22 protein-coding genes are annotated in these 23,874 nt (G+C 72.3%); 12 read left to right on the top strand and 10 right to left on the bottom strand.

From position 1 onward, the window contains the following. The 11 genes from Q7A36_RS25570 to Q7A36_RS25520 form a co-directional block, all read left to right on the top strand. The coding region (locus Q7A36_RS25570) for a GNVR domain-containing protein (RefSeq protein ID WP_305106599.1) at nucleotides 1-550 on the top strand (550 nt) is incomplete at its 5' end. Continuing rightward, nucleotides 547-1,605, top strand: coding sequence for a P-loop NTPase family protein (locus tag Q7A36_RS25565; RefSeq protein WP_305106598.1), 1,059 nt, complete (start codon nucleotides 547-549; stop codon nucleotides 1,603-1,605). The genes Q7A36_RS25570 and Q7A36_RS25565, both read left to right, overlap by 4 nt. After that, nucleotides 1,598-3,295, top strand: coding sequence for a TIGR03016 family PEP-CTERM system-associated outer membrane protein (locus tag Q7A36_RS25560; protein WP_305106597.1), 1,698 nt, complete (start codon nucleotides 1,598-1,600; stop codon nucleotides 3,293-3,295). Before Q7A36_RS25565 ends, Q7A36_RS25560 begins: the two co-directional genes overlap by 8 nt. A gap of 13 nt (nucleotides 3,296-3,308) precedes the next feature. Beyond that, nucleotides 3,309-4,286, top strand: a complete 978-nt coding sequence (locus Q7A36_RS25555; RefSeq protein WP_305106596.1) for an AAA family ATPase — start codon at nucleotides 3,309-3,311, stop codon at nucleotides 4,284-4,286. A 38-nt stretch (nucleotides 4,287-4,324) separates the two neighbouring features. Continuing rightward, nucleotides 4,325-5,176 (top strand): XrtA system polysaccharide deacetylase, encoded by an 852-nt coding sequence (locus Q7A36_RS25550; RefSeq protein ID WP_305106595.1) that lies wholly within the window; start codon nucleotides 4,325-4,327, stop codon nucleotides 5,174-5,176. A 17-nt stretch (nucleotides 5,177-5,193) separates the two neighbouring features. Next, on the top strand, nucleotides 5,194-6,240 hold the full coding sequence (locus tag Q7A36_RS25545; RefSeq protein ID WP_305106594.1) for a FemAB family XrtA/PEP-CTERM system-associated protein: 1,047 nt from the start codon (nucleotides 5,194-5,196) through the stop codon (nucleotides 6,238-6,240). Beyond that, on the top strand, nucleotides 6,240-7,598 hold the full coding sequence (locus Q7A36_RS25540; protein WP_305106593.1) for a TIGR03087 family PEP-CTERM/XrtA system glycosyltransferase: 1,359 nt from the start codon (nucleotides 6,240-6,242) through the stop codon (nucleotides 7,596-7,598). Before Q7A36_RS25545 ends, Q7A36_RS25540 begins: the two co-directional genes overlap by 1 nt. A gap of 107 nt (nucleotides 7,599-7,705) precedes the next feature. After that, nucleotides 7,706-9,151: a B12-binding domain-containing radical SAM protein gene (locus tag Q7A36_RS25535; RefSeq protein WP_305106592.1), complete on the top strand. Its 1,446-nt coding sequence runs from the start codon at nucleotides 7,706-7,708 to the stop codon at nucleotides 9,149-9,151. Next, nucleotides 9,148-10,269 (top strand): glycosyltransferase family 4 protein, encoded by a 1,122-nt coding sequence (locus Q7A36_RS25530; RefSeq protein ID WP_305106591.1) that lies wholly within the window; start codon nucleotides 9,148-9,150, stop codon nucleotides 10,267-10,269. The genes Q7A36_RS25535 and Q7A36_RS25530 overlap by 4 nt, the downstream gene beginning before the upstream one ends. Nucleotides 10,270-10,514: 245 nt before the next feature. Beyond that, on the top strand, nucleotides 10,515-11,504 hold the full coding sequence (locus tag Q7A36_RS25525; RefSeq protein ID WP_305106590.1) for a Bug family tripartite tricarboxylate transporter substrate binding protein: 990 nt from the start codon (nucleotides 10,515-10,517) through the stop codon (nucleotides 11,502-11,504). A gap of 70 nt (nucleotides 11,505-11,574) precedes the next feature. Beyond that, nucleotides 11,575-13,356, top strand: a complete 1,782-nt coding sequence (locus tag Q7A36_RS25520; protein WP_305106589.1) for a chloride channel protein — start codon at nucleotides 11,575-11,577, stop codon at nucleotides 13,354-13,356. Between the two features lie 92 nt (nucleotides 13,357-13,448). On the opposite strand, the gene Q7A36_RS25515 is transcribed toward Q7A36_RS25520, so the two are convergent. From Q7A36_RS25515 to Q7A36_RS25505, 3 genes are read right to left on the bottom strand one after another with little or no spacing between them, the layout of a single operon-like run. Next, nucleotides 13,449-14,381, bottom strand: a complete 933-nt coding sequence (locus Q7A36_RS25515) for a dimethyl sulfoxide reductase anchor subunit family protein (RefSeq protein WP_305106588.1) — start codon at nucleotides 14,379-14,381, stop codon at nucleotides 13,449-13,451. Between the two features lie 7 nt (nucleotides 14,382-14,388). Beyond that, complete coding sequence (locus Q7A36_RS25510; protein WP_305106587.1) at nucleotides 14,389-15,132, bottom strand: 4Fe-4S dicluster domain-containing protein; 744 nt, start codon at nucleotides 15,130-15,132, stop codon at nucleotides 14,389-14,391. Further along, on the bottom strand, nucleotides 15,129-17,996 hold the full coding sequence (locus Q7A36_RS25505; RefSeq protein WP_305106586.1) for a molybdopterin oxidoreductase family protein: 2,868 nt from the start codon (nucleotides 17,994-17,996) through the stop codon (nucleotides 15,129-15,131). The genes Q7A36_RS25510 and Q7A36_RS25505 overlap by 4 nt, the downstream gene beginning before the upstream one ends. Before the next feature lie 107 nt (nucleotides 17,997-18,103). Between Q7A36_RS25505 and Q7A36_RS25500 the strand changes: the two genes are divergently transcribed. Then, complete coding sequence (locus Q7A36_RS25500; RefSeq protein ID WP_305106585.1) at nucleotides 18,104-18,880, top strand: HpcH/HpaI aldolase family protein; 777 nt, start codon at nucleotides 18,104-18,106, stop codon at nucleotides 18,878-18,880. A 43-nt stretch (nucleotides 18,881-18,923) separates the two neighbouring features. Here Q7A36_RS25500 and vapC read toward each other — a convergent pair whose 3' ends face one another. The 7 genes from vapC to Q7A36_RS25465 form a co-directional block, all read right to left on the bottom strand. Continuing rightward, a complete protein-coding gene (vapC, locus tag Q7A36_RS25495; protein WP_305106584.1) occupies nucleotides 18,924-19,331 on the bottom strand; it encodes a type II toxin-antitoxin system tRNA(fMet)-specific endonuclease VapC in 408 nt (135 codons plus the stop codon). Continuing rightward, nucleotides 19,331-19,552 carry a type II toxin-antitoxin system VapB family antitoxin gene (vapB, locus tag Q7A36_RS25490; RefSeq protein ID WP_305106583.1) on the bottom strand — a complete coding sequence of 74 codons (222 nt, stop codon included), beginning with the start codon at nucleotides 19,550-19,552 and terminating at the stop codon, nucleotides 19,331-19,333. The genes vapC and vapB overlap by 1 nt, the downstream gene beginning before the upstream one ends. Before the next feature lie 64 nt (nucleotides 19,553-19,616). Then, nucleotides 19,617-20,429: an SDR family NAD(P)-dependent oxidoreductase gene (locus Q7A36_RS25485; protein ID WP_305106582.1), complete on the bottom strand. Its 813-nt coding sequence runs from the start codon at nucleotides 20,427-20,429 to the stop codon at nucleotides 19,617-19,619. 85 nt (nucleotides 20,430-20,514) lie between these two features. After that, nucleotides 20,515-21,495 carry an SDR family oxidoreductase gene (locus tag Q7A36_RS25480; protein WP_305106581.1) on the bottom strand — a complete coding sequence of 327 codons (981 nt, stop codon included), beginning with the start codon at nucleotides 21,493-21,495 and terminating at the stop codon, nucleotides 20,515-20,517. Nucleotides 21,496-21,546: 51 nt separating this feature from the next. Next, on the bottom strand, nucleotides 21,547-22,251 hold the full coding sequence (gene dnaQ / locus Q7A36_RS25475; protein ID WP_305106580.1) for a DNA polymerase III subunit epsilon: 705 nt from the start codon (nucleotides 22,249-22,251) through the stop codon (nucleotides 21,547-21,549). Continuing rightward, the gene (gene coaE, locus Q7A36_RS25470; RefSeq protein ID WP_305106579.1) at nucleotides 22,248-22,847 is read right to left on the bottom strand and encodes a dephospho-CoA kinase; all 600 of its coding nucleotides are present in this window, start codon (nucleotides 22,845-22,847) and stop codon (nucleotides 22,248-22,250) included. Before coaE ends, dnaQ begins: the two co-directional genes overlap by 4 nt. Further along, nucleotides 22,844-23,683 carry a shikimate dehydrogenase gene (locus Q7A36_RS25465; protein WP_305106578.1) on the bottom strand — a complete coding sequence of 280 codons (840 nt, stop codon included), beginning with the start codon at nucleotides 23,681-23,683 and terminating at the stop codon, nucleotides 22,844-22,846. Before Q7A36_RS25465 ends, coaE begins: the two co-directional genes overlap by 4 nt. Nucleotides 23,684-23,874 lie beyond the last annotated feature (191 nt).

Genomic DNA, 23,874 nt, shown 5'->3' with positions numbered 1-23,874 from the left:
GGCCAACAGGGCATCCCTCGAGCGCCAGGTGCGCGACGAAGCGGCCTCGGTCGAGCAGTTGGAAGCGCTGGCACGCACCGCCCCGCAATTGCAGGCGCAGTTCCAGAACCTCGACCGCGACTACAGCGTGCTTCGCAAGGCCTATGAGGAGCTGCTGGAACGACGCGAATCCGTGCAGATCGCCGGCGCCGCCCGCACCGGCGCCGAGCGCGTGCGGCTCGAGGTGGTGGACCCGCCCGTGGTGCCGCCCGAGCCGTCGGGGCCGAACCGTCCGCTGCTCTCCTCCCTGGTGTTGGCGGCGGGCCTTGGTGCGGGTGGGCTGCTCGCCTTCCTGCTCGTCCAGCTCGACCGTGGCTTCTACACCGTGCACGACCTCCGCAAGCTCGGCCTGCCCGTGATCGGCAGCATCTCCTCGGCGACTCCGCTGCCGCCCCAGACCGCGGCGGCGACGCTCTTCGCCAGCAGCCTTGTGCTGCTTTTCGTTGCCTATGGCGCGGTCACCGTCTTCTTCCCGGCACTGCGCAGCCTGGTCTCGAGGTTCGTGGCATGAGCGGCCCGCCCTCCTCCCGTCACCTCGTCGAACGCGCCATGGAGGCGCTGGGCAAGCTGCCGGCACCGCCCGCCGGCCCATCGCAAACGCCGGCCGGCGCTGCGTCTCCCGAGGGCATCGCGGAGGCTGCGGCCGGCGGGCCGTCGGTGCCGGCCGCCACCCCGCCCGAGCCGCGCGCCAGGGCATCGCTCGCCGAACGCGCCCTGGAGGGCGTGGGCGGCATGGCACCGCCCGATGCGGCCGGCACGGTGCCGCCAGCTCCACCCCAGGCTCCGGCAGCGGCCGTCACCTCCGCGCCACCGCCGGCTCCCGCCCAACCCTCGGCCATCAGGCTCGAGACGCTGCATCTCGCAGGTTTCCTCGATCCGGCCAGCAGCAAGCGCAGCCGGACATCCGAGGAGATGAAGGTCGTCCAGCAGCAGGTGCTGCGCGCCCTGCAGACGGCCGAGCCGGCCGGGGATCGCATCAGCCGCCTGGTCATGATCACCAGCGCCCGGCCGGACGAGGGCAAGAGCTTCTGCTCCCTCAACCTCGCGGCCTATCTCGCCCTCAGCGTCACCGAGCAGGTGGTCCTGGTCGATGCCGACGGCAAGCGGCGGGACACGCTGAGCGCGCGGCTCGGCCAGCAGGACAAGCCCGGGCTCAGGCTGCTGGCGGCCGATCCGGTGCAGCGGCCGGAGCGGCTGCTGGTGCCGACCGCAATCGGCCGGCTCTCCTTCCTGCCCTTCGGTCCCCCCGTCGAAGGCGCGGCCGAACTGCCCTCCGGCACCGTGCTGGCCGAGACACTCAGGCGGCTGGCGGCGGCCCTGCCGGGCCGCATCCTCGTGCTCGACACGCCGCCCTGCCTGGCGACGAGCGAGCCCGGCGCCCTCGCTTCGGTGGCCGGCCAGGTGGTCATGGTGGTCGAGGCGGAGCGCACCCAGCGCAACGAGGTGGAAGCCGCGCTCGACATGGTCGAGAGCTGCCCGACCCTGCAATTGCTGCTGAACCGCACCCGCCTGACCCGCAGCGATTCCTTCGGCGCCTACGGCTACTACGGCTACTACGGTGGCTGACCGGCGCCGGCGGCGCCGCTGGCGGGCGGCACGGCCGCGGTGCAGGCTTCCGCTGATCGGCGGCCTGCTACTCCTGCCGCTGGCGGTCGGCCCCGCGCGGGCGCAGGACCGCGCACCGCTCCTTGGCTTCGATCCGCTGGCCCTGCCCGGCCCCACCGCCCCCTTCGGCACCGGCCGACTGACCCAGGGCGCCGGGCCGGGCGTCTGGATCGACCGCTTCGACACCGTCGGCCTGCCCGCCGGGGCGCCGCCGCCCCCCGGTGCGCCGCGCGGCGGCTGGACGCTGACGCCGAGCCTCGGCGTGCAGCTCGGCGCCACCGACAATGTCCGCAACAGCCGCACCAACCGCCAGGCCGACGGCTATGTCCGTCTCAACCCGGACCTCGCCCTGGCCGCCGATACCGAGCGGGTGACCGGTCGCCTGGTCTACCGACCGCTGGCGACCTATAATTTCAACACCCCGGACCAGAACCGGGTGGACCATGTCTTCAATGGCCAGGGCCTGGTCACCCTGGTGCCGGACCTGCTGTTCTTCGATGCCCGCGGTTCGGGCGATGTCCGCTCGCTGTTCAGCGATACCGGCCTGACAAACGACTCCAGCGGCCGGCAGCAGCGCATCCAGGGCACCCGCTACGAGTTCTCGCCCTATCTGCAGCAGCGCATCGGCGGCTTCGCCACGGCCCGCATCGGCTATGTCTTCCGCGGTGCCGCCGATAGCGGCCGCAGCGCCACCCGGCCGGGCGACAGCCTGCCCTTCTTCAGCGGCCAGAGCTTCACCGCCAACGAGGGCTACGGCATCCTCAGCTCCGGTGAGAACTGGGGCCCCTTGGCCTGGGAAGCGCGGACGGTCAATACCGGCTTCGACGGCAGCGGCGTCTACAATGGCGCCTACCGCCAGATCCACACGCTGCAGATGCGCTACGCCGTGACGCGCGAGATCGCGCTGCTGGGCGAGGGCGGCTGGCAGGACCAGCGCTTCAACGGCACGCCGCCCTTCGTGGTGCACGACGCGATCTGGAGTACCGGTGTCCGCCTCTCGCCCGATCCGGACAGCTTCCTGATCATCCGCTACGGCCGGCGCGACGGCTACGATTCCTTCAACGGCAACGGCAATCTCTATGTCGGCAGCCGCACCCGGGTCTTCGCCACCTACACCGACCAGATCGGCACCAATCTCCTGCAGGCGAGCGACCTGCTCACCACCGTCGTGGTGGACGAGCAGGGCAATGCGGTGGACTCCACCACCGGCATCCCAGCCCCGATCGCCTACCGCACGCCCTTCGGTTCCACCCAGAGCAGCGTGTTCCGCACCAAGCGCGCGACCGCCGGCATCGGCCAGAGCTGGTCGCGCGACACGATCTCCCTTCTCTATTTCAACGAGCGGCGGGAGCCTGTGTCGATCACCCCCGGCAATACCGCCTTCAGCACGCGCACCAATTCGTTCGGTCTGTCCTGGACCCACGAGCTCACGCCCGACATCGACCTCCGTGCGCTCGCGCGCCTTGGCTTCACCGAGCAGCAGGGCGGGCGGAACAGCACCAACTACGTTCTGGAAGCGGCGCTGTCCCAGCGCATCACGCCGACCCTGTCCGGCTTCGTCCTGCTGCGGCGTACCAGCCTTCAGGAGGACGGCAGCCAGGGCCAGACTGATCAGAATTCCATCATCCTCTCGCTGCGCCAAGTTTTCTGAAGGAGCCGAGCCGATGCGGATCGACATCTACGGCTTCCGCGAGCCGCCCTTCCTGATGACGCCGGATGCCCGGCTCTTCTTCCCCAGCACGGTGCACAGCCGGGCCTATGCCCACCTGATGTACGGGCTGGCGCAGGGCGAGGGCTTCGTCGTCGTCACCGGGGAGGTGGGCGCCGGCAAGACCACGCTGATCGAGCGGCTCTGCGCCGAGCTCGACCCCGCCACCTATGTCGTCGGCCGCATCGCCACGACCCAGGTGCAGGGCGACGACCTGCTGCGGCTGGTGGCGGATGCCTTCGGCGCCCCGGCGGAGGGCGAGAAGGCCGCCGTGCTGCGCGGCATCATGGCGGCGCTGCGCGGCAGCCCGCGCCGGCACGTGCTCATCGTCGATGAGGCGCAGGCGCTCAGCCACGCGGCGCTCGAGGAGCTGCGCATGCTCTCGAACGTCACCGACGGCAACCGGGCGCTGCTGCAGACCATCCTGCTCGGCCAGCCGCAGCTTCGCCGGCTGATCGCCAGCCCCGACCTCGACCAGCTCCGCCAGCGCATCCTCGCCTCCTTCCATCTCGGCGGCCTGTCGGAGGCGGAGGTGCGGTCCTATGTCGAGCACCGCATGCGGGCCGTCGGCTGGGCCGGCAACCCTTCCTGGGACGAGCAGGCCTTCGCCGTGCTGCACCGGCATACCGACGGCATCCCGCGCCGGATCAACCGGCTCTGCTCCCGCGTGCTGCTGGCCGGCGCGCTGGAGCAGGCGCCGCACCTCTCCGCCTCGCTGGTGGAGATGACCGCGGCCGAGCTCGACGAGGATCTCGGCGCCGGGGCGGAGGGCGGGATGTCGGCGGCCGCGTCGCGCGGCCTGCCCGCCGGGATGGTGGAGCAGGTCGAGGACCTGGCGCAGCGCGTCGAGGCGCTGGAGCGCTCCGCGGCCCGGCGCGAGCGCGTGCTGAACCGGCTGATGGGCCTCTTCGCCGAGACGGGCGGCGACCGATGATGAATGCCGCTCCCCCCGGGCAGGGCCCGCGGAACGCCATGAGCGTGGATGTCGAGGACTGGTTCCAGGTCCAGGCCTATCACGGCCTCGTCCCGCGACGGGACTGGGAGAGCCTGGACCGGCGCGTCGAGCGCAACACCGACCGCCTGCTCGAGATGTTCGACCGCGCCGGGGTGAAGGCCACCTTCTTCACCCTGGGCTGGGTGGCGAAGCGCCATCCGGCGCTGGTCCGGCGCATCGTCGCCGGCGGGCATGAGCTGGCGAGCCATGGCTATGGCCATCAGCGCGTCTTCTGGATCGGCAAGGCGGCCTTCCGCATGGACATCCGCTGCGCCAGGCGCCTTCTCGAGGATGTGGCCGGCGTTCCGGTGCGCGGCTACCGCGCGCCCACCTTCTCGATCGACCCGCAGAGGACACCCTGGGCGCATGCGGTGCTGGCGGAGGAGGGCTACGCCTACAGCTCCTCCGTCTTCCCGGCGCGGGAGGTGCTGAGCGGCGGCGGCTCGGCGCCGCGCGGCCCGCACCGTCCGGACCCGAACGGCGTGCTGGAACTGCCGATGACCGCGGTGCGGATCCTCGGGCGCGACCTGCCCTGCTCGGGCGGCAACTGGTTCCGCCAGTTCCCCTACCGCCTGTTCCGCGCCGGCCTGCTGCGGGTGAACCGGGCCGAGCAGCGCCCCGGCATCTTCTACATCCATCCCTGGGAGATCGACCCGGACCAGCCGCGCCTGCCGCAGGCGGGCCTGCTGACGCAGCTTCGCCACCACAACGGCCTGCGCAGCATGGAGCGGCGGCTGGAGCGGCTGCTGCGCGATTTCCGCTGGGACCGCATGGACCGCGTCTTCCCGGAAGCGACCGGCGGGACGGCACCGCATCCTGTCACGGCCTGAGCCACGCGAGGAAACCAATGTCGGTGAGGATCCGCGACCTCGACGCCGCTTCGGCGGGCGCCTGGGATGCCTTCGTGCGGGCGACGCCGGAGGCGAGCTTCTTCCATCTCGCCCCCTGGGCGGAGGTGATCCGGCGCGCCTTCGGCCACCGCACCTACTACGCCTTCGCCGAGCAGGACGGGGCGGTGGTGGGCGTGCTGCCGCTGGCGCGCATGCGCACGCGGCTCTTCGGCGACCTGCTGGCATCCACCCCCTTCTGCGTCTATGGCGGCGCGGTGGCGGCGACGCCGGAGGCCGCGGCGGCGCTGGAGGCGCATGCGATCGACCTGCGGAAGCGGCTTGGTGCCCCGGCGCTGGAGTTCCGCCGGCTGGCCGCACCCGATCCCGGCTGGACGGAACGCCCGCCGCTCTACTTCACCTTCCGCAAGCCGATCGTCTCCTTCACCGACGACTTGAAGGGGCAGGAGAAGAACATCCCCCGCAAGCAGCGGGCGGAGGTGCGCAAGGCGATCAACCGCTTCGGCCTGACCAGCGTCTCGGACAGCGACACGGACCGGCTGCACCGGATCTATGCCGAGAGCGTGCGCAACCTCGGCAGCCCGGTCTTCCCGCGGCGCTATTTCCGCCTGCTGGCCGCCGCCTTCCCGGACGAGCACGACGTGACGACGGTGCTGCAGGGCGACAGGCCGGTGGCGGCGGTGCTGAACTTCCACTTCCGCGGCGAGGTGCTGCCCTATTACGGCGGCGGCACGCGGGAGGCGCGCGGGGTCTCCGCCAACGACTTCATGTACTGGGAAGTGATGCGCCGGGCGCACCGCGAGCGCGGCGCGACGAGCTTCGATTTCGGCCGCAGCAAGCTCGGCACCGGCGCCTTCGACTACAAGAAGAACTGGGGCTTCGAGCCGACGCCGCTGCACTACTGCTACCGGCTGGCGGAGGGCGCCCGCATCCCGGAGAACAACCCGAACAACCCGAAATACCGGCTGTTCATTGAGGCCTGGAAGCGGCTGCCGGTGCAGCTTGCCAACCTGCTCGGCCCGCCGCTGGTGCGGGGGCTGGGCTGATGGATGGTGACCTCAGGGAGGCCAGGAGCCCGTCGGACGCCGCAGGCGACCGACACGGGAGGGCGGCAGGAACACTCCATCGCGCATCGCTGGACGGGAACCCTGCAAGCCCTGCCGCGCAGGGCCGCCCCCGCCTGCTCTTCCTCGCCCACCGCATCCCCTACCCGCCCGACAAGGGCGAGAAGATCCGTGCCTGGCACATCCTCGACCATCTCGCGGAGCGCTTCGCGGTGGAGGCGGGCTTCCTGGTGGACGATCCGGCCGACCTCGCCCACCTGCCGGTGCTGGAGCGCCGCTGCGCGGCGGTCTTCTGGCGTCCGGCGCTCTCCCGCATGCAGGTCACGGCGCGGGCGCTGCTGCGGGCGCGGCCGGGCCGGCCGCTGACCCTCGGCTGGTTCCACGACCCCGCGCTGCATGCCTGGGCGCAGGCCGGGCTGGCCGCCGGGCGCTACGACGCGGTCTTCGTCTATTCCTCCGCCATGGCGCCCTATGCCATGGGCCCGGCGGCGCGCCGCCCCGGCCTCATCCGCGTGCTGGACATGGTGGACGTGGATTCCGAGAAGTGGCGCGCCTATGCCGCCGCGGCACGCCCGCTCATGGCCAGGGTCTATGCACGCGAGGCCCGCACGCTGCTGGCCTTCGAGCGACGGGCGGCACGCGAATTCGACCATACCCTCTTCGTCTCGGCCGAGGAGGCGCAGCATTTCGCCGCGCTCGCGCCCGATTGCGCGGACCGGCTGGGCTTCGTCGACAATGGCGTGGACCTGGCGCGCTTCGACCCTGCGCGCGACTACCCGAACCCCTATGCGGGCGACGCACCGGCGATCGTCTTCACCGGCACCATGAACTACCGGCCGAATGTGGATGCGGTGACCTGGTTCGCCGAGGAGGTGCTGCCGCTGCTGCGTGCCTCACCGCCGGCCGGCATCGCCCCGCCCGAGTTCCACATCGTCAGCGCCAGCCCCGCCCCCGCCGTGCAGGCGCTGGCGGCACGCGCCGGCGTGCGGGTGACCGGCGCGGTGCCGGACGTCCGGCCCTATGTCGCGCATGCCGCGGTCTCGGTGGCGCCGCTGCGCATCGCCCGCGGCATCCAGAACAAGGTGCTGGAGGCGATGGCGCTGGCCCGCCCGGTGGTCGTCTCCCCGCAGGCCTTCGAGGGCGTGCGGGCGCTGCCGGGGCGGGACCTGCTGGTGGCGGATGGCGCGGCGGAGATGGCGGCGCGGGTGGCGGAAGTGCTGGCGGGACGGCACCCCGGCCTCGGCGCCGCGGGGCGGGCGGCGGTGGCTGCGGGGCATGACTGGGCGGCGACGCTCAGCGGCCTGGACGCCATGCTGGGGCGGAGGACGGTGCCCGCCTGACCCATGGCTTTGGCGACAGGCGGCCCGGCCCGGCTCCGGCTTGCGCGGCTTCGGTTCATGTAAGATAAGGCTAAACAACCTTAAGTTACATGCCGCCGGGAGCCGCGATGATTGCCGCTTATCTCATGCAATTGCCCAGCCCGCCGCGGCGCAACGTGTTCCGGGAATGGGCGGGCGGCATGGGCACCTCGCTGGCCAGCGAGCGGACGGTCGCCGGCCACGACCAAGGCTATTACGACATCCCCTTCTCCGCCCTGCTCTATGTCGCCCGGGTGCTGGAGCAGGAGCGCGTCGCCTACCGCTACCTGGACGGCCAGGCGCGGACCGCCTTCGACGAAGCCGGCTTCCTCGCGCAACTCGCCGCCGACCGGCCGGCGGTGCTGGCAACGGTGGTCAATATCCCCTCGCTCGGGCCGGATCTCGCGCTGCTCGCCCGCGCCCGCGCCGCGCTGCCGGGCCTGCGCGTCCTCCTCCTCGGCCCGACCGCCAAATGGTTCAAGGAGCGGCTGCTACGAGAAGGGCATGCCGACTTCGTCATGGAGGAAGGCGAGGAGTTGCTGACCGGGCGAAACATCGCGCGCCTGGCCGCCGGCGAGGCGCTGGCGGCGCTGGAGGGCGGCAGCGCCTGGGACGGCGCGGCCCTGCGGCAGCAGCCGGCCAGGGCGCCGATGACCTCGCTCGACTTCGTGGATTTCCCGGCCTACGGGCTGCTCGACTTCGGCCGCTACGAGAGCGACTACTATTTCGGCGAGCGCATGCGCTACGCCACGGTCTTCACGACCAAGGGCTGCCCGTACCGATGTGGCTACTGCCCCTATCCCTTCGGCTTCGGCAACCGGCTGATCTACCGCAACCCGAAGAAGGTGGGCGAGGACATCGAGCGGCTGCACCGCGAGTTCGGCGTCGGCCAGATCCTGTTCCGCGACCAGGTCTTCACCGTCAACCGCCGGCATGCCGCGGCGGTGTGCGAGGAACTGATCCGCCGCGACCTGCCGATCCGCTGGGTCTGCGAGACACGCTACGACGTGGTGGACGAGGCGATGCTCGACCTGATGCATCGGGCGGGCTGCCGGGAAATCCATTACGGCCTGGAATCCGGCGACCCCGCGATGTTCGGCGCGGTCGCCAAATCGGACGGGCCGCAATCGCTCGACCTGTTCGAGAAGGTCGTGGGCTGGACCAAGGCGCGCGGCATGCGCTGCCACACCCACCTGATCGTCGGCATGCCGGACGAGAGCTGGGAGACGGTACGCAACACCGGTCGCTGGCTGCGCAAGGTGAAGCCGGATTCCATTCAGCTCGCCTATTTCATGCCCTACCCCGGCACGCCGATCTACCAGGAGCTGAAGGCGAGCCAGGCGCTCGGCGACCCGGATGCGATCGACTGGGAGGATTTCGGCTCCTTCACCCGCCCCGTCATGCCGACGAAGCACCTGACCATCGAGGAGGTGCAGCGCGCGAAGGAGCTTCTCTCCTGGGACCTGCGCTACAGCCTGATGGAGCGGCTGGGCATGCGGGTGCGGCGCATGCTGCGGCTGCGCGAGGCGGCGTGAGCGCGCGGCGCATCCTGTTCCTCAATAACCAGGGGCTTGGCGCGATCGGCGGCGGCGTGAGCATCCTGCGCGCGCTGACCGCCGACCTGGCGCGCGACCACGACGTCGTGCTGGCGACCGAGGATCCGCCGGGCGGCGCCGGCTTCGCGGAGCATCAATTGCCGCGCTTCGCGCCGCCGCGCGGCGGCGCCTGGCGGTTCAAGCCCTGGCTGAAGGCGCGCCACCTGCTGCGCGCGCTGGATCCGGCGCTGGTGCGGTGGGCGGATGTGGTGGTGGCGCTCGATCCGCATTTCGCCCCGGCACTGGCGGCGGCGCGGCCGCGCCGGCTGATCCACCTCTCGCTCTCCTGCGCCACGCGGCAGGAGTGGTTCGGCAATCCCGGCAGCACCGCCTGGTGGTATGCGGCGCAGTATGCGCTGCTGGAACGCCGGCTGGCGCGCCAGGCCAGTGCCGTGGTGGTCGCCAGCGCCCTGCATGCGCGGGAGATGGCGCGCTTCGCCGGCCTGCGGGGCCGCCCGGTGCAGGTCTTCGCGCCGGTCTTCCCGGTGACCGCTGCCAGCACGTCGCCGAATTGGCGGCGGGGGCTGGTGGCCGTCGGCCGCATCACCCCGGTGAAGAACCTGCCGGCGCTGATCCCGCTGTTGCGCCGCCTGCCCGAGACGCGGCTGGCGCTGGTCGGGGAGGGTGACGAGCTCGCGCCGCTGCGGCGTCTGGCGCGGGAGGCCGGCATTGCCGACCGCATCGACTGGGTGGGCGCCGTGGATGACCCGACGCCCTGGATCGACCGCGCGGCGCTGCTGCTGCATCCCTCCCGTTACGAAAGCTTCGGCATGGTGGTGCAGGAGGCAATGCGCCGCGGCACCGTGCCCGTGGTCTTCGCCCAGGGCCGCGGCCGGCGGAATGCCGCGGCCGAGCTGGTGACCCATGGCGAGAGCGGCCTGCTGGTGGACTACGACGACCCGGATGCGACGGCCGCCGCCATCCGCGCCCTGCTGGACGACCCGGCCCGGCTGGCCGCCATGTCCGCGCGCGCGCGGAACGTGGCGGCGCAGCGCGACCGCTTCGACTATGCTGCCCGCTTCCGCGACCTGCTGGCCAGGCTGGGCCAGACGGCCTGAGACGGCCTGGGTCAACCTCCGCGGCGCGTGGCGTATCGCGCCGTGCCGACGGCGCGTTCAGGGACGCTGCGCGCCATCCTGTGCCGGACGCCGGCAGCGGGACGGCCGCCGGCAGCCATGGCCTGGGCGCGGATCGAACCGGAACGTCCCGCATGCGGATGTGGCTGGGGCGGCGGCGGCGCGCCTGCTATCCGGCGCATCCCGCGGCCGTATCCCCGGCCGCCCCGATTCCGGGAAGCGAACCCATGACCCCGACCACCGCCGGCGCGCTGACGCGCCGCGCCACCCTCGCCCTCGGCGCCGCCTCGCTCGCCGCGCCCGCGCTCGCCCAATCCCCCTGGCCGAACCGCCCCGTCACCCTCGTGGTCGGCTTCCCGCCGGGCGGGCAGACCGATTTCGCCGCGCGCGTGCTGCAGAATGGGCTGCAGCAGGCGCTCGGCCAGCCGGTGGTGATCGACAACCGCGGCGGCGCCGGCGGCAACCTGGGGACCGAGACGGTGCTGCGCGCCCGGCCGGACGGCTACACCCTGCTGGTCGGCAATGCCAACCCGCTGGTGATCAACCCGCACACCATGCCGTCCATGAAGTTCAACCCGCTGGAGCTCGAGCCCATCGGGATGATGCTCACCAGCGGGCTGATCTTCGCCGTGCATCCCTCCGTCCCCGCGAAGACCGTGCCGGAATTCGCCGCCTGGGCGAAATCGAAGAAGGGCGACGTGGACTATGGCTCGGCCAGCGCCGGCAGCCTCTCGCATGTCGCGATGGAGCTGTTCCGCGCCCGGATCGGCGGGCCGGAGATGACGCATGTCCCGTATCGCGGCAGCGGGCCAGCCATGCAGGACTTCATCGCCGGCCGCTTCCAGATCATGTGCGACGGCGCCAGCGTCATCGCGCCCTTCATCCAGGCGAACCAGCTCCGCGCCCTGATGGCGACCACGGCCGAGCGCATCCCGGCCTTCCCCGACATCCCGACCGCGGCCGAGGCCGGCCTCGACGACTTCACCGTGCTGGCCTGGATCGGCCTCTTTGCCCCGAAGGGCACGCCGCCGGAGATCATCCAGCGCGCCAATGCGGCGGTGAACCAGGCCTGCCAGGACCCGGCGGTCCGCCAGAATATCACCAGCCGGGGCGACATGCCGGGCGGCGGCACGCCGGAGGAACTGGGCGGGATCATGCAGCGCGACCATGCCCGCTGGGGCGAGGTGGTGCGGGCGAACAACATCCGCGCGGAGTAGCGCGGCCGGGCGGCGGGGCACCGGAAGGTGTCTCGCCAGCCCAGCCCCGCTGCGGCAAGCACGAAGGCCCATGCGCGCCATCGCCCGCCATCGCTTCCGACTGCTGCGCCACCAGGCCCGCCGGGCCGCCGCGCTGCGCGCCATGGTCCGCACCAGCGAGGTGGCGGTCGTCGCCCTCGCCGTGCTCACCGGCGCCGTCGCCGGGCTGCTCGCCTGGGGCATGGGCACGGCGGCGCGCGTGCTGCACATCCTGCTCTACGGCATCGGGCCGGAGATCCGGCTCTCCGCCGCCTTCTTCGTGGCCGACTGGCGGCTGCTGCTGGTGCCGGCGCTCGGCGGCCTCGCCCTCTATGGCCTCAACAACCTGCTCCGCCGCTGGCGGCCGAAACCACCGGTCGATCCCATCGAGGCCAATGCCATGCATGGCGGCCGGCTCTCGCTGACCGATGCGGCGGTCGTCGGGGCGCAGACCATCCTCTCCAACGGCGTCGGCGCCTCGGTGGGGCTCGAGGCCGGCTATGCCCAGGCCGGGGGCGGCTTCGCCTCCCGCCTCGGCCTCTTCTTCGCGCTCCGCCGGGGCGACCTGCGGGTGCTGGTCGGCGCCGGCACCGCGGGCGCGATCGGCGCCGCCTTCGACGCGCCGCTGACCGGCGCCTTCTACGCCTTCGAGCTCGTCATCGGCTCCTACGGCGTCGCCGCGCTGTTCCCCGTGGTCGCCTCCGCGGTCACCGCCGTGCTGGTCGCCCGCGCGCTCGAGGCCGGGACCTATGCCGTGGAGACGCTCGCCACCGGGCCGGTCGGCAACGAGCTCTACCCGCTCGCCCTGCTGGTCGGCCTGCTCTGCGGCCTCTCGGCCATCCTGCTGATGCGCGGGGTGGCGCTGACCGAGGGGCTGCTGGCCCGCGCCATTCCCCCGGCCTGGCTGCGGCTGATGCTGGGCGGGCTCTGCGTCGGCGGGCTGGCGATGGTCTCGACCGTCGCGCTCTCGGCCGGCCATGGCGCGCTGCACCTCGCCTTCGTGACGGAGACCCCGGCGCGCCTCGTCCTGCTGCTGATGCTGGTGAAGGCGGCCGCCTCCATGATCTCGGTCGCCAGTGGCTTTCGCGGCGGGCTGTTCTTCGCCTCCCTCCTCATCGGCGCGCTGGGCGGCAAGCTCTTCGCCGGGCTGGTGGCGCTGGTGCTGCCGCCGGGGCCGGACCCGCTGGTGCTGTCGCTGGTGGGGATGAGCGCCTTCGGCGCCGCCGTCATCGGCGCGCCGCTGGCCATGACCTTCCTGGCGCTGGAGACGACCGGCAGCCTCGCCGTCGCCGGGCTGGTGCTGGCGGCGGTCGCCGTGGCCGGGCTGATCGTGCGGCGGCTCTTCGGCTACAATTTCGCCACCTGGCGCTTCCACCTGCGCGGCGAGGCGATCCGCAGCGCGCATGACGTGGGCTGGATCAACGACCTGACGGCGGGGCGGCTGATGCGGCGCGACCCGCGCAGCGTGCCGGCCGGCATGACGCCCGCGGCCTTCCGCCAGGCGGTGCCGCTCGGCGCCGCGACCCATGCCGTGCTGCTGGACGAGCAGGGCCGCTATGCCGGATTGGTCTCGGTGCCGGAGGTGCATGCCGCGCCGCCCGAGACCGCGACCCTCGCCATGCTGGCGCGGCAGCGCGACCGCATGCTGCTGCCCGGCACCAATGCGCGGGAGGCGATGGCGATGTTCGAGGCCTCGGAGGCCGAGGCACTGGCGGTGGTGGACGGGCCTAACCGCCGCGTCCTCGGCCTGCTGACCGAGGCGCATCTGCTGCGGCGCTACGGCGAGGAGATCGACCGGCGCCGGCGGGAGGAGGCGGGGATCGGGCCGGGGTAATCCCGCCCGGCAGGCGTCCTGACGTCCGCCGGCCGGCATCGCGGCAGCCAACACCCAGGCCGGTTAGCATCCATGCCGGCCGGCCTGAGCCCTCAGCCCCCGGGGTAGTAGAGGGTGACGGTATGCGTCGCCTCGGCGAACATCAGCCAGCGCTCGATGAGCAGGCCGGCGAGGGCGAGCAGCGCCGCGAGCAGCAGCGCCGCCGGCGCCACCCCGCCGCCGAGTTGCGCGGCCAGCAGCGCCAGCAGGACCGGCGCGCCGAAGCCCAAGGCCAGCGCAATGCGCCGCAGCCGGCCGGCATGCTTGCGGGCGACGCGGAAGCCCATCTCGCGCAGCAGGTAGTTCGTCTCGGTATGCGGCGGGTCGAGGGTGCGGACGTGGCCGATGAAGCCGAGGCTCGTCGCGCTCTCGGCCGTCGCCGCCGGGCGCAGGTCGTCGATCATGTTCCAGTAGGCGAGCTTGAGCACCACGCCGGCGATGCCGAGGGTGACGATGAAGCTCGCAGGCCCGCCCACCACGCCGCCGAGGGCCGAGACGGCCGCGATCAGCGCCATCCCCGAATAGGCCGAGAGCAGCAGGTAGCCCGGCGCCACCAGCGGGTGGTGCCATTGCGGGATGGGCCGGAGGGAGGCGTAGATCATCCCCGTGCACCAGACCGTCGCCGCGGCGCCGAGGGCGGCAAGCAGCCCGGCGGCCGTGGCGAGGCCCGGCAGGCCGGCCCAAAGCCCGTAGCCGAAGAGCAGCGCCGGGACATAGGTGACGGTGGCCGAGACGCCCTCCCGCGACAGCCAGGAGGAGCGCCACTGCGTCAGCGCCCGCCAGGCCCGCTGCGGGTTGCCGAGATGCAGCAGGGAGGAGGCGAGGCCGGCCGTGACCAGCACCAGCGCGACGGCGAGGCAGAGCAGGGCGAAGCCGGGCACCGCCGGCACCAGCCCCAGCGGCCGCAGCAGGCCGAGCCAGAAGAGCAGCCCGTAGCCGGCGCCCGAGGCGGTGGTGAAGAAGACGATGGAGGGGGCGGGGTTCATGGCGGGCTCAACCCTCGGCGCGGCTCAGCACCCGGTCCATCCAGCGCAGCAGCGGGTTCTTGATATCCATCTGCGTCGGCGCGTCCTCGACAGGGACGGGGTCCGGCCGGCGCCGCGGCGGCAGGTAGCTGTTGACCGGCTTGTAGCCGAGCTCCGGCATCAGCGGCTGGCCGCCGCGCTCGCGCACCAACTGGCTGACGGCGCTGTCGGGGTCGCCGAGATCGCCGAAATGCCGCGCCTTGGTCGGGCAGGCCAGCACGCAGGCGGGCTGGCGTTGCGCCTCGGGGATCGTCTCGTTGTAGATGCGGTCCACGCAGAGGGTGCATTTCTTCATCACCCCCTGGTCCTCGTCCATCTCCCGCGCGCCATAGGGGCAGGCCCAGGCGCAGAGCCCGCAGCCGATGCAGGTGTCGTGGTTGACCAGGACGATGCCGTCCTCGGCGCGCTTGTAGCTCGCGCCGGTGGGGCAGACGGTGACGCAGGCCGCATTCTCGCAATGCAGGCAGGAGCGGGGGAAGTGGACCGTGCGGCCCGCCGCGCCCTCGCCGGCCTCGTAGCTGTGGACGCGGTTGAACCAGACGCCCTCGGCGCCGGCCGAATAGGGCCGGTAGTCCGGCAGCGGCGCCGAATGGCCGGAGGCGTTCCACTCCTTGCAACTCGTCGCGCAGCCCTGGCAGCCGACGCAGGTGTCGAGGTCGATGACGAGGCCGAGCTTCTTCGCGCCGGGCACCGGGTTGGGCAGGCAGGTCATGCGCGGGTCTTCACCGTGTACTTCAGGATGTCCGGCCGCGGCGGCGCGCCGGGACGGTCGTGCAGCGTGGAGAAATGCGGCTCCGTCTGGCCCGCGCTCTCGGCCTTGGTCACCCGCACGCGGAGATCATACCAGGCGGCCTGGCCCGTCACCGGGTCGGCATTCGCACCCCGGAAACCCTCCTGCGCCGGCAGCCATTCGGAGATGACGTGATTCAGCAGAAAGCCGCGCAGGGCTTCCGGGCTGTCCTCCGAGAGGCCCCAGGCGCCGGCGCGCTTGCCGATGGCGTTCCAGGTCCAGACGGTGTCGGGGTTCACCCCCTCCATCAGCGAGACCTGGCATTTGAGCCTGCCATTGCGGCTCTCCACCCAGGCCCAGTCGTCCTGGACGAGGCCCATCGCCGCGGCGCGTTCCCGCGCCATGTAGAGCTTGTTGGCGCCATGGATCTGCCGCAGCCAGGCATTCATGGAGCCCCAGGAATGGTACATCGCCATCGGCCGTTGGGTGACGGCGGACAGCTCGAAGCGCTCCAGGTCGGCGCCCTGCTGCTCCAGCGGCGGGTACCAGATCGGCAGCGGGTCGCAGTAGGTGCGGACGCGCGCGCGCAGGTGCTCCGGCGGCTGCCGCTCGCCATGGCCCTCGGCGGCCAGCCGGAATTTCTGCAGCGGCTCCGACCAGAGCTGCAGCACGATCTGCTCGGGCCGGGGGATGAAACCCATGGCCTTGGCGCCGTCGAGATAGGCTTGGTTGGCGTGCTTGTACCAGGACTGCTCGGACGGCAGGTGGTCGCGCCAGAAGCAGCCATTCTCGATATAGCGCCGGAGCTGGTCCGGGTTCGGCTCGCCGAGGCCCTTCTTCGACCCGTCCGCGCCGCGGAAGCCGGCCAGCGGCCCGACGCCCGGGGCGCGCTGGTGGTTCACGATGTAGTCCGGATAGTCCTTGAAGCGCGGGCTGCCATCCTCCGTCACGAAGGCCGGCAGGCCGAGCCGCGCGCCGAGTTCGATCAGCACCTCTTGGAAGGGCCGCACGTCCCGGTCCGGCGTGATGACGGGCTGGCGGATGGCATCGCCCGCGCCATGCGCGCTGCCGATGGGGCGGTCGAGCACCGAGATGCAGTCCCAGCGCTCGAGGTATGTCGTGTCCGGCAGGATCAGGTCGGCATAGGGCACCGTCTCGGAGAAATAGGCGTCCGAGTAGATGACGTGCGGGATGACGTAGTCGCCGCTCTCGCGCTTCTCCGTCAGGATGCGGATCACCTCGCCCGGGTTCATGGCGCTGTTCCAGGCCATGTTCGCCATGAACATGAACAGCGTGTCGATCGGATAGGGATCGCCCGCCCCGGCATTGCCGATGACGGTGTGCATCATCCCATGGAGCGCGAGCGGCGCCTCCCAGGAGAAGGCCTTGTCGATGCGGAGCGGATTGCCGGCATCGTCCACCAGCAGGTCGTCCGGCCCGTGCGGGAAGGAGAGGATATTGCCCTGCAGCGGCGTGTTGGGCTTCGCGCCCTTGCCGGCCGGCGGCGGGCCGGGCGGGATCGGCCGCGGGAAGGGCGACTTGTAGCGCCATGAGCCGGGGGTATCGACGGCGCCGAGCAGCATCTGCAGCAGGTGCAGCGCGCGGCAGGTGTGGAAGCCGTTGCTGTGCGCGGAGATCCCGCGCATGGCGTGGAAGGCGACCGGGCGGCCCGTGGTCTGCGCATGGGTGCGGCCCCAGACATCGGTCCAGGGCTGGTCCAGCGTGATCGCCTGGTTGAAGGCGACATCGGCGATCTCGGCGGCGATGCGGCGGATGCGCGCGGCGTCCAGGCCGCAGCGCGCCGCCACCGTCTCCGGCGCATACTCCTCGGCGAGGTAACGCTCGGCGAGCAGGTGGAAGACCGGCTGCGCCGTCCTGCCATCCGGCAGGGTGTAGTCGCCGACCATGACCGGCGAGAGGTCGGCCGCCTTGGCGTTCATGGCGCCGCGCGCGCGGTCCCAGGCCAGCGGGCAGCCATCCTCGTCGCGGGCGAAGAGCCCGTCATCCGCCCCGCCCGGGTTGCGCACCACCAGCCAGGCGGCATTGGTGTAGCGGGCGAGGAAGTCGAGATCGACTTTGTCGTTGCGCAGCAGCTCGTGCACCAGCGCCAGCACGAAGAGCCCGTCGGTGCCCGGGCGGATGCCGACCCATTCGTCGGCGATGGCGGAATAGCCCGTCCGCACCGGATTGACCGAGACGAACTTCGCCCCGCGCGCCTTGACGCGGGAAAGGCCGAGCTTGATCGGGTTGCTGTCGTGGTCCTCGGCGACGCCGAACATGAGGACGTATTTCGCGCGGTCCCAGTCCGGCTCGCCGAATTCCCAGAAGCTGCCGCCGATGGAATAGAGCCCGCCGGCCGCCATGTTGACCGAGCAGAAGCCGCCATGGGCGGCGAAATTGGGCGTGCCGAATTGCGCGGCCCAGAAGCCGGTCAGGCTCTGCGACTGGTCGCGGCCCGTGAAGAAGGCGAGCCGTTCCGGCGCCGTCTCCCGCACCGATTTCAGCCAGCCGGTGGCGATGTCCATGGCCTCGGGCCAGGAGATCTCGCGGAACTCGCCGGACCCGCGCTCGCCGACGCGCAGCAGGGGCGCCGAGAGCCGTGCCGGCGCGTATTGCGTCATGATCCCGGCGCTGCCCTTGCCGCAGATCACGCCGCGATTGACGGGGTGGTCCGGGTTGCCCTCGATGTAGCGGATCCGCCCGTCCTTCAGGTGCACCCGGATGCCGCAGCGGCAGGCGCACATGTAGCAGGTGGTGGTCTTCACCGTGTCGCCGACGGGGGCGGAATAGTCGACGCGCGGGTCGGGTGGCGGCTGCGGGCGCGTCGGCGTCGGCGCTTCCGGCATCGGCTGTTCTGTTCCCCCGTGGACTTCCGCAGCAGTTAGGCACGGTGGGATGATGCGGGCAAATGCCCGCGCATGCCGCGGGTTCCACGATCGATTGGGAGGAAAACATGCGCAAATCACTGAAACAGATGCTCGGTTCCGGCGACCTCGCCGCCGGCGCCTTCCTCGTGGAATTCGTCACGCCCGGCATCGGCCATATCCTGGCCGGCGCCGGCTGCGACTTCGCCTTCCTCGACATGGAGCACAGCGGCTTCTCCGAGGAGACGGTGAAGGCCGGGCTGCGCTTCCTCGAGGCCGGCGGCATCCCGACCCTGGTCCGCATCCCCTCGCGCGAGGCGCATGACATCGCCCGCATCGCCGATGTCGGGGCGGAGGGCGTGATGCTGCCGCTGGTCGGCAGCGTCGAGGTCGCGCGGGCCGCCATCGCCGCGCTGAAATACCCGCCGATGGGCCGGCGCGGCGTCGCGCTGCGCATCGCGCACGACAACTACCGCGCGGCGCCGCCGGCCGAGGCGCTGGCCGCCGCCAATGACCGCACCGCGCTGGTGCTGATGATCGAGACGGCGGAGGGGGTCGAGAATGCCGAGGCGATCGCGGCGCTCGACGGCGTCGATGCGCTCTGGCTCGGGCATTTCGACCTCTCGGCCTCGCTCGGCATCCCCGGGCAGTTCGACCATCCGGCCTTCCGCGACGCGACGCGGCGGATCTGCGAGGCGGCGCGACGGCACGGGAAGGGGCTGGGGCGGCTGGTGACCGGGGAGGCGGAGGCGCGCCGGGCGCTCGCGGACGGCTTCCGGGTGATCGCCTGGGGCGGCGATGCCTGGCTGCTGCAACAGGCGCTGGCCGAGGGGGTGGCGGGGCTGCGGCGGATGGGGGTGGGGTAGGGAAAGCGCCGCCGCGTGGAAACGCCCGGAGGCCTGCATCGGCTCAGGCAGGCGCCAGCCAGTCCTCGGCGCGCAGGCCCTCCACCCGGCGGAACTCGCCGAGGTTGCCGGTGACGACCACGAGGCCGCGGCTGCGGGCATGGCCGGCGATCAGCAGGTCATAGGGACCGATCAGGCGGCCCTGCCGCTCCAGCACCGCGGTGATGTCGCCGGCATGCGCCGCAGCCTCCTCGTCGAAGGGCAGCACGGCCAGGCGCGCCGCGAAGCCTTCCACCTCCCGCCGGTTCTCCACGGGCTTCGCCGACTTTGCCGCGCCGTGCAGCAGTTCCGTCAGCGTGATGGTGGAGATGCAGAGCGTCTCCGCCTCCGCATTGAAGCGCGGCCGCAGGCCCTGCGGCCGGTCGCGCAGCACGCGGATGCAGAGATTGGTGTCCAGCATGTGCCGGAGCATCAGAAGCCCTCGCGGGCCTGGTGCTCCGGCTGCGCGCGCTCCGGCAGGTCGATGCCGGGCGCGGCGAAGAAGTCGTCCCAGGCGGCGTCGGCGGGCAGGATCACCCGCTTCGCGCCGTCACGGATGATCGTCACCTCCTGCACGGAGGCCGGAAAGGCGACCTCCTTCGGCAGCCTGACGGCCTGGGAGCGGTTGCTGCGGAAGAGTCTCGTCACGGTCATCCGGCGCCTGCCAGTGCGGATATACAAGCTGTATATCCGAACTGACGCCGGTGTGCCACCGCTATTATCTGGCCGCCAGGTTCCCGACGCGCCCGGCCATCATCCCGGCATCGACCACGATCTCCGAGCCGTTGACGTAGCCGGACGCGTCGGAGGCAAGGAAAAGCACCGCATTGGCCACGTCCTGCGGCGTGCCGAGCTGGCCCGTGGGCACGCCCGCCTCCGCCAGGACCCGCGGGTCGATCGGCGCGTTCCGCCTGGCATCGGCGGCGCCGGCCGGCATCTTCTCCCAGATCTCGGTGCCGATGATGCCGGGATGGATGCTGTTGCAGCGGATGCCGTCCCGCGCCCCGGCGCATTCCAGCGCGACCGACTTGGAAAACAGCCGCACCGCGCCCTTGGTCGCCGAATAGCCGGCGAGGCCCGCCGAGCCGCGCAGCCCGGCGACCGAGGAGATCATGACGATGGAGCCGCCCTGGCCCGACTTCCGCATCAGCGGGATGCCGTGCTTGGCCGAGAGGAACACGCCGTCGATGTTCACCGCCGTCTGCTTCCGCCAGTCGGCCAGCGACATCTCGGTGATCGGGGCGATGATGGCGATGCCGGCATTGGCGACCAGCACGTCCAGCCGGCCGTGGCGCTGGTCGATCTCGGCGATGATCTCGCGCCAGCGCTCCTCCTCGGTCACGTCCTGCGGCAGGAACAGCGCTTCCCCGCCCGCAGCGCGGATTCCGGCCGCGGTCTCCTCGCCGCGGCGCGTGTCGAGATCGGTGAGGACGACCGTCGCCCCCTCCCGCCCCAGCGTGGTGGCGATGGCGGCACCGATGCCGGCCGCGCCGCCGGTGACGAGCGCGACCTTTCCCTGGACCTGGCCCATGCTTCCTCCTGCTTCTTTCCTGCGGGCGGGAGGCTAGAGCAGATCGCCGCGGGGCGGAAACGCCCGGAGACGTGAAGCCGTCCGGTCAGCCGCGCCGCGTCAGGACCCCGGCGAGCAGCTCCGCTCCGACCAGCAGGCCGAGCCCGCCCAGCGCCACGCCGCCCAGCGACGGCCCTCGCACATGCCAGACCGGCTTGCCGCTGCGCGTGCCCGTGCCGGTCGGGACCGTCCGCGCCACCGCGCCCTCGCTGCGCGTGTCCGGCCGCGCCCGGCGCAGCGCCGCGCGCATGGCCGCGCCGACGCCACGCTCGGTCAGCACCGGCGCGATCCCATAGGCGATGCGCGCCGCGGTGGCGGGCAGGCCGACCGCCACCTCCGCCCGCGGCCGCCGGACCAGGCCCACCACCACCTCGGCCACGTGCTCGGGCGTCAGGAAGGGGCCGGGCGGGTCGATGGCGCGGCCGGAAAAATTGGCGCCGTGCGCCAAGCCGGGCGTGTCCACCAGCGCGGGGAAGACGCCGCAGACATGGATGTCCGGGTAGCCCGTCAGCTCCTGCCGCAGGGACGCGCTGAACCCGCGGATGCCGTACTTGCTCGCGGCATAGGTCGCGGCGAAGGGCGTCGGCGACCAGCCGCCCATGGAGACCATGTTCACCAGCACGCCGCGGCGCTCGCGGAGGAAATGCGGCAGCACGGCATGGGCGCCGTGCAGCGTGCCCATCAGGTTGGTCTCGACCACCCGCTTCTGCAGGTCGAGCAGCGCTTCCCAATAGGGCCCGACCACGCCGGTGCCGACATTGTTGAACCACACGTCGATCCGGCCATGCGCCTCGATGGCGGCCTGGGCCAGCGCCTGCACCGCGACCTCATCCGTCACGTCGGTAACGACGGCGATGGCCTCGGCGCCGAGCTGGCGGCATTCCCGCGCCGTCTCCTCCAGCGGCTCGGCCCGCCGTGCGGCAAGGACCAGCCGGGCGCCGGCACGGGCGAAGGCCAGGGCGCTCGCCTTGCCGATGCCGGAGGAGGCGCCGGTGATGACGGTGACGGCGTTCTGGAGGCTGGGCATGCGGGGCTGCTCCCGGATCGGATCCAGCCCGCCTCAAGCCGCCGTGACGCCTCAGGTTCCCTCGGCCGGGGGCTCCGCGAAGGGCGGCTTCAGCCAGAGCGGGTCCTTGATCTTCTTGAGGAAGGCCGCATGCGCCTCAAGCTCCGCCGCGCCGGGGAGGATCGGCCGCGGCGTCCGCACCTTGGTCAGGCCGCCCAGCGAGACCATCGGCACCGCCACCTGCTGCGCCAGCGTCAGGCCGGGCTGCTTGCCGCCCATCAGCTCCAGATAGACCTGGGCCAGCAGCTTCACGTCGAGCAGCGCGTTGTGGCTGGTGCGCATGGAGTTGTCGACGCCGAGCCGGCGGCAGAGCGCGTCCAGGCTGTTGGGCAGGCCGGGGAAGCGCTTCTTGGCGACCGCCAGGCTGTCCACCATCCGCCCCCGGTCGAGCGGCGGCCAGCCCGCCCGCACCAGCTCGGCATCGAGGAAGCCGAAATCGAAGGGTGCGTTGTGGGCGATGATCGGCGCATCGCCGAGGAAGCCGAGGAACGCCTCCGCCACCTCCGCGAATTTCGGCTTGCCGCGCAGGTGCTCGGCGGTGAAGCCGTGCACCCGGGTGCTCTCCTCCGGCACGTCGCGCTCGGGGTCCAGCAGCACGTGCCAGTGCTGCCCGGTCGGGATCAGGTTGACGATCTCGATCGCCGCGATCTCGATCACCCGGTCGCCGGTGGCGGGATCGAGGCCGGTGGTCTCGGTATCCAGCACCAATTGCCTCATGGCCGCGTCTCCCGCACGAGTTTCCGGATCGCCCGCTGCGCCGCATGGCGCGACAGGCCGGTCCGCACCAGGACATCGGCGCGGCGGCGTTTCTCCCGGTCCGGCACCTGGCGGGAGAGGATGTAGCGCAGTCGCTCCTCCGTCATCCCCGGCCGGCGCAGCACGCGCCAGCGCTGCACCGCCGCCGGGGCAGTGACCACCACCACCAGGTCGCAGCGGCCCTCGCCCTTCGTCTCGAAGAGCAGGGGGATGTCGAGCACCACCATCGGCGTCGCCCGCCGCCGGGCGGCGGCGAGGAAGCGCTGCTCCTCCGCCCGGACCAGCGGGTGGACGATGCGCTCGAGCCGCCGCATCGCCTCGGGCTGGCCGAGCACGGCCCGACGCAGCGCCTCCCGGTCCACCAGCCTGCCGCCGCGGCCCTCGCGCACCGTGCCGGGGAAGGCGGCGGCGATGGGCGCGACGGCGCGCCCGCCCGGGCCCTGCAGCCGGTGCACCATGGCATCCGCGTCGAAGACCGGCACGCGCAGCCGGCGGAAGCTGTCGGCGGCGGTGGACTTGCCCATGCCGATGCCGCCGGTGAGGCCGATGACCTTCATCGGGCCGGGATATCCCCGCCCACGACAGCGCGCAGGTCCGCATCCACCTGCGGCGTCACGCCGAACCAGGCCGCGAAGCCGGGCCGCGCCTGGTGCAGCAGCATCCCGAGCCCCTCGACCGCGGCGAGGCCGCGCGCCCGGGCGGCGGCCAGCAGCGGCGTCTCCCGCGGGACATAGACGATGTCGGCGACCACCGCCCCCGCCGGCAGCGGCGCGAGGTCGATCTCCAGCCCCGGCTGGCCCTGCATGCCGAGCGAGGTGGTGTTCACCAGCATTGCCGCGTCCTCCAGCGGCGGCCGGTCCGCCACCTCGATCGGGCCGCCGAGGGCGCGCGCCAGCGCATCGGCCCGCGCCGGCGTCCGGTTCACCAGCGTCACGCGCGGGCAGCCGGCATCGAGCAGGGCGGCGGCGACCGCCCGCGCCGAGCCGCCGGCGCCGAGGATGACCACCGGCCCGGCGGCCGGCGCCCAGCCCGGCGCGGCCTCCTCGCAATTGCGCAGGAAGCCCCAGCCATCGGTGTTCGACCCCTCGATCCCGCCGTCGCGGAAGACCAGGGTGTTCACCGCCCCGGCGCGGTGGGCGGTGGCATCGACCGAGGTGCAGACGGCGAAGGCGGCCTCCTTGTGCGGGATGGTCACGTTGGCGCCGCGGAAGCCGAGATCGGCGAGGGCGCGGACCGCATCGGCGAATCGCTCCGGCCGCACCGGCAGGGGGACATAGGCGCCGTCCACGCCATGGCGGGCGAGCCAGTGGCCGTGCAGCCGCGGCGAGCGGGAGTGCGAGACGGGCCAGCCGAGGATGCCGGCGAGGCGGGCATGGCCGGAGAGCAGGGACATGCGACTGTGAAGCGCCGGCGGGGCGGGGAGGTCAATGGGCCTCCGGCGCGCGGGGGGAATTCCGGGGCGCTGCCCCGGACCCCGCGAAGGGGGCGAGGCCCCCCTTCGAGACCCCCATTCCGTTGCACGCTGTCGATCCGCGCGCCCTGCTGCCGTTGCAGCGATGAGGCACCCGGGCCGATGCGGGGGAG

This window comes from Paracraurococcus lichenis (genome assembly GCF_030657435.1).
Taxonomy (GTDB): domain Bacteria; phylum Pseudomonadota; class Alphaproteobacteria; order Acetobacterales; family Acetobacteraceae; genus Paracraurococcus; species Paracraurococcus lichenis.
The sequence above is the reverse complement of the archived record's forward strand: the minus strand, read 5'-3'. Positions and strand labels throughout refer to the sequence as shown.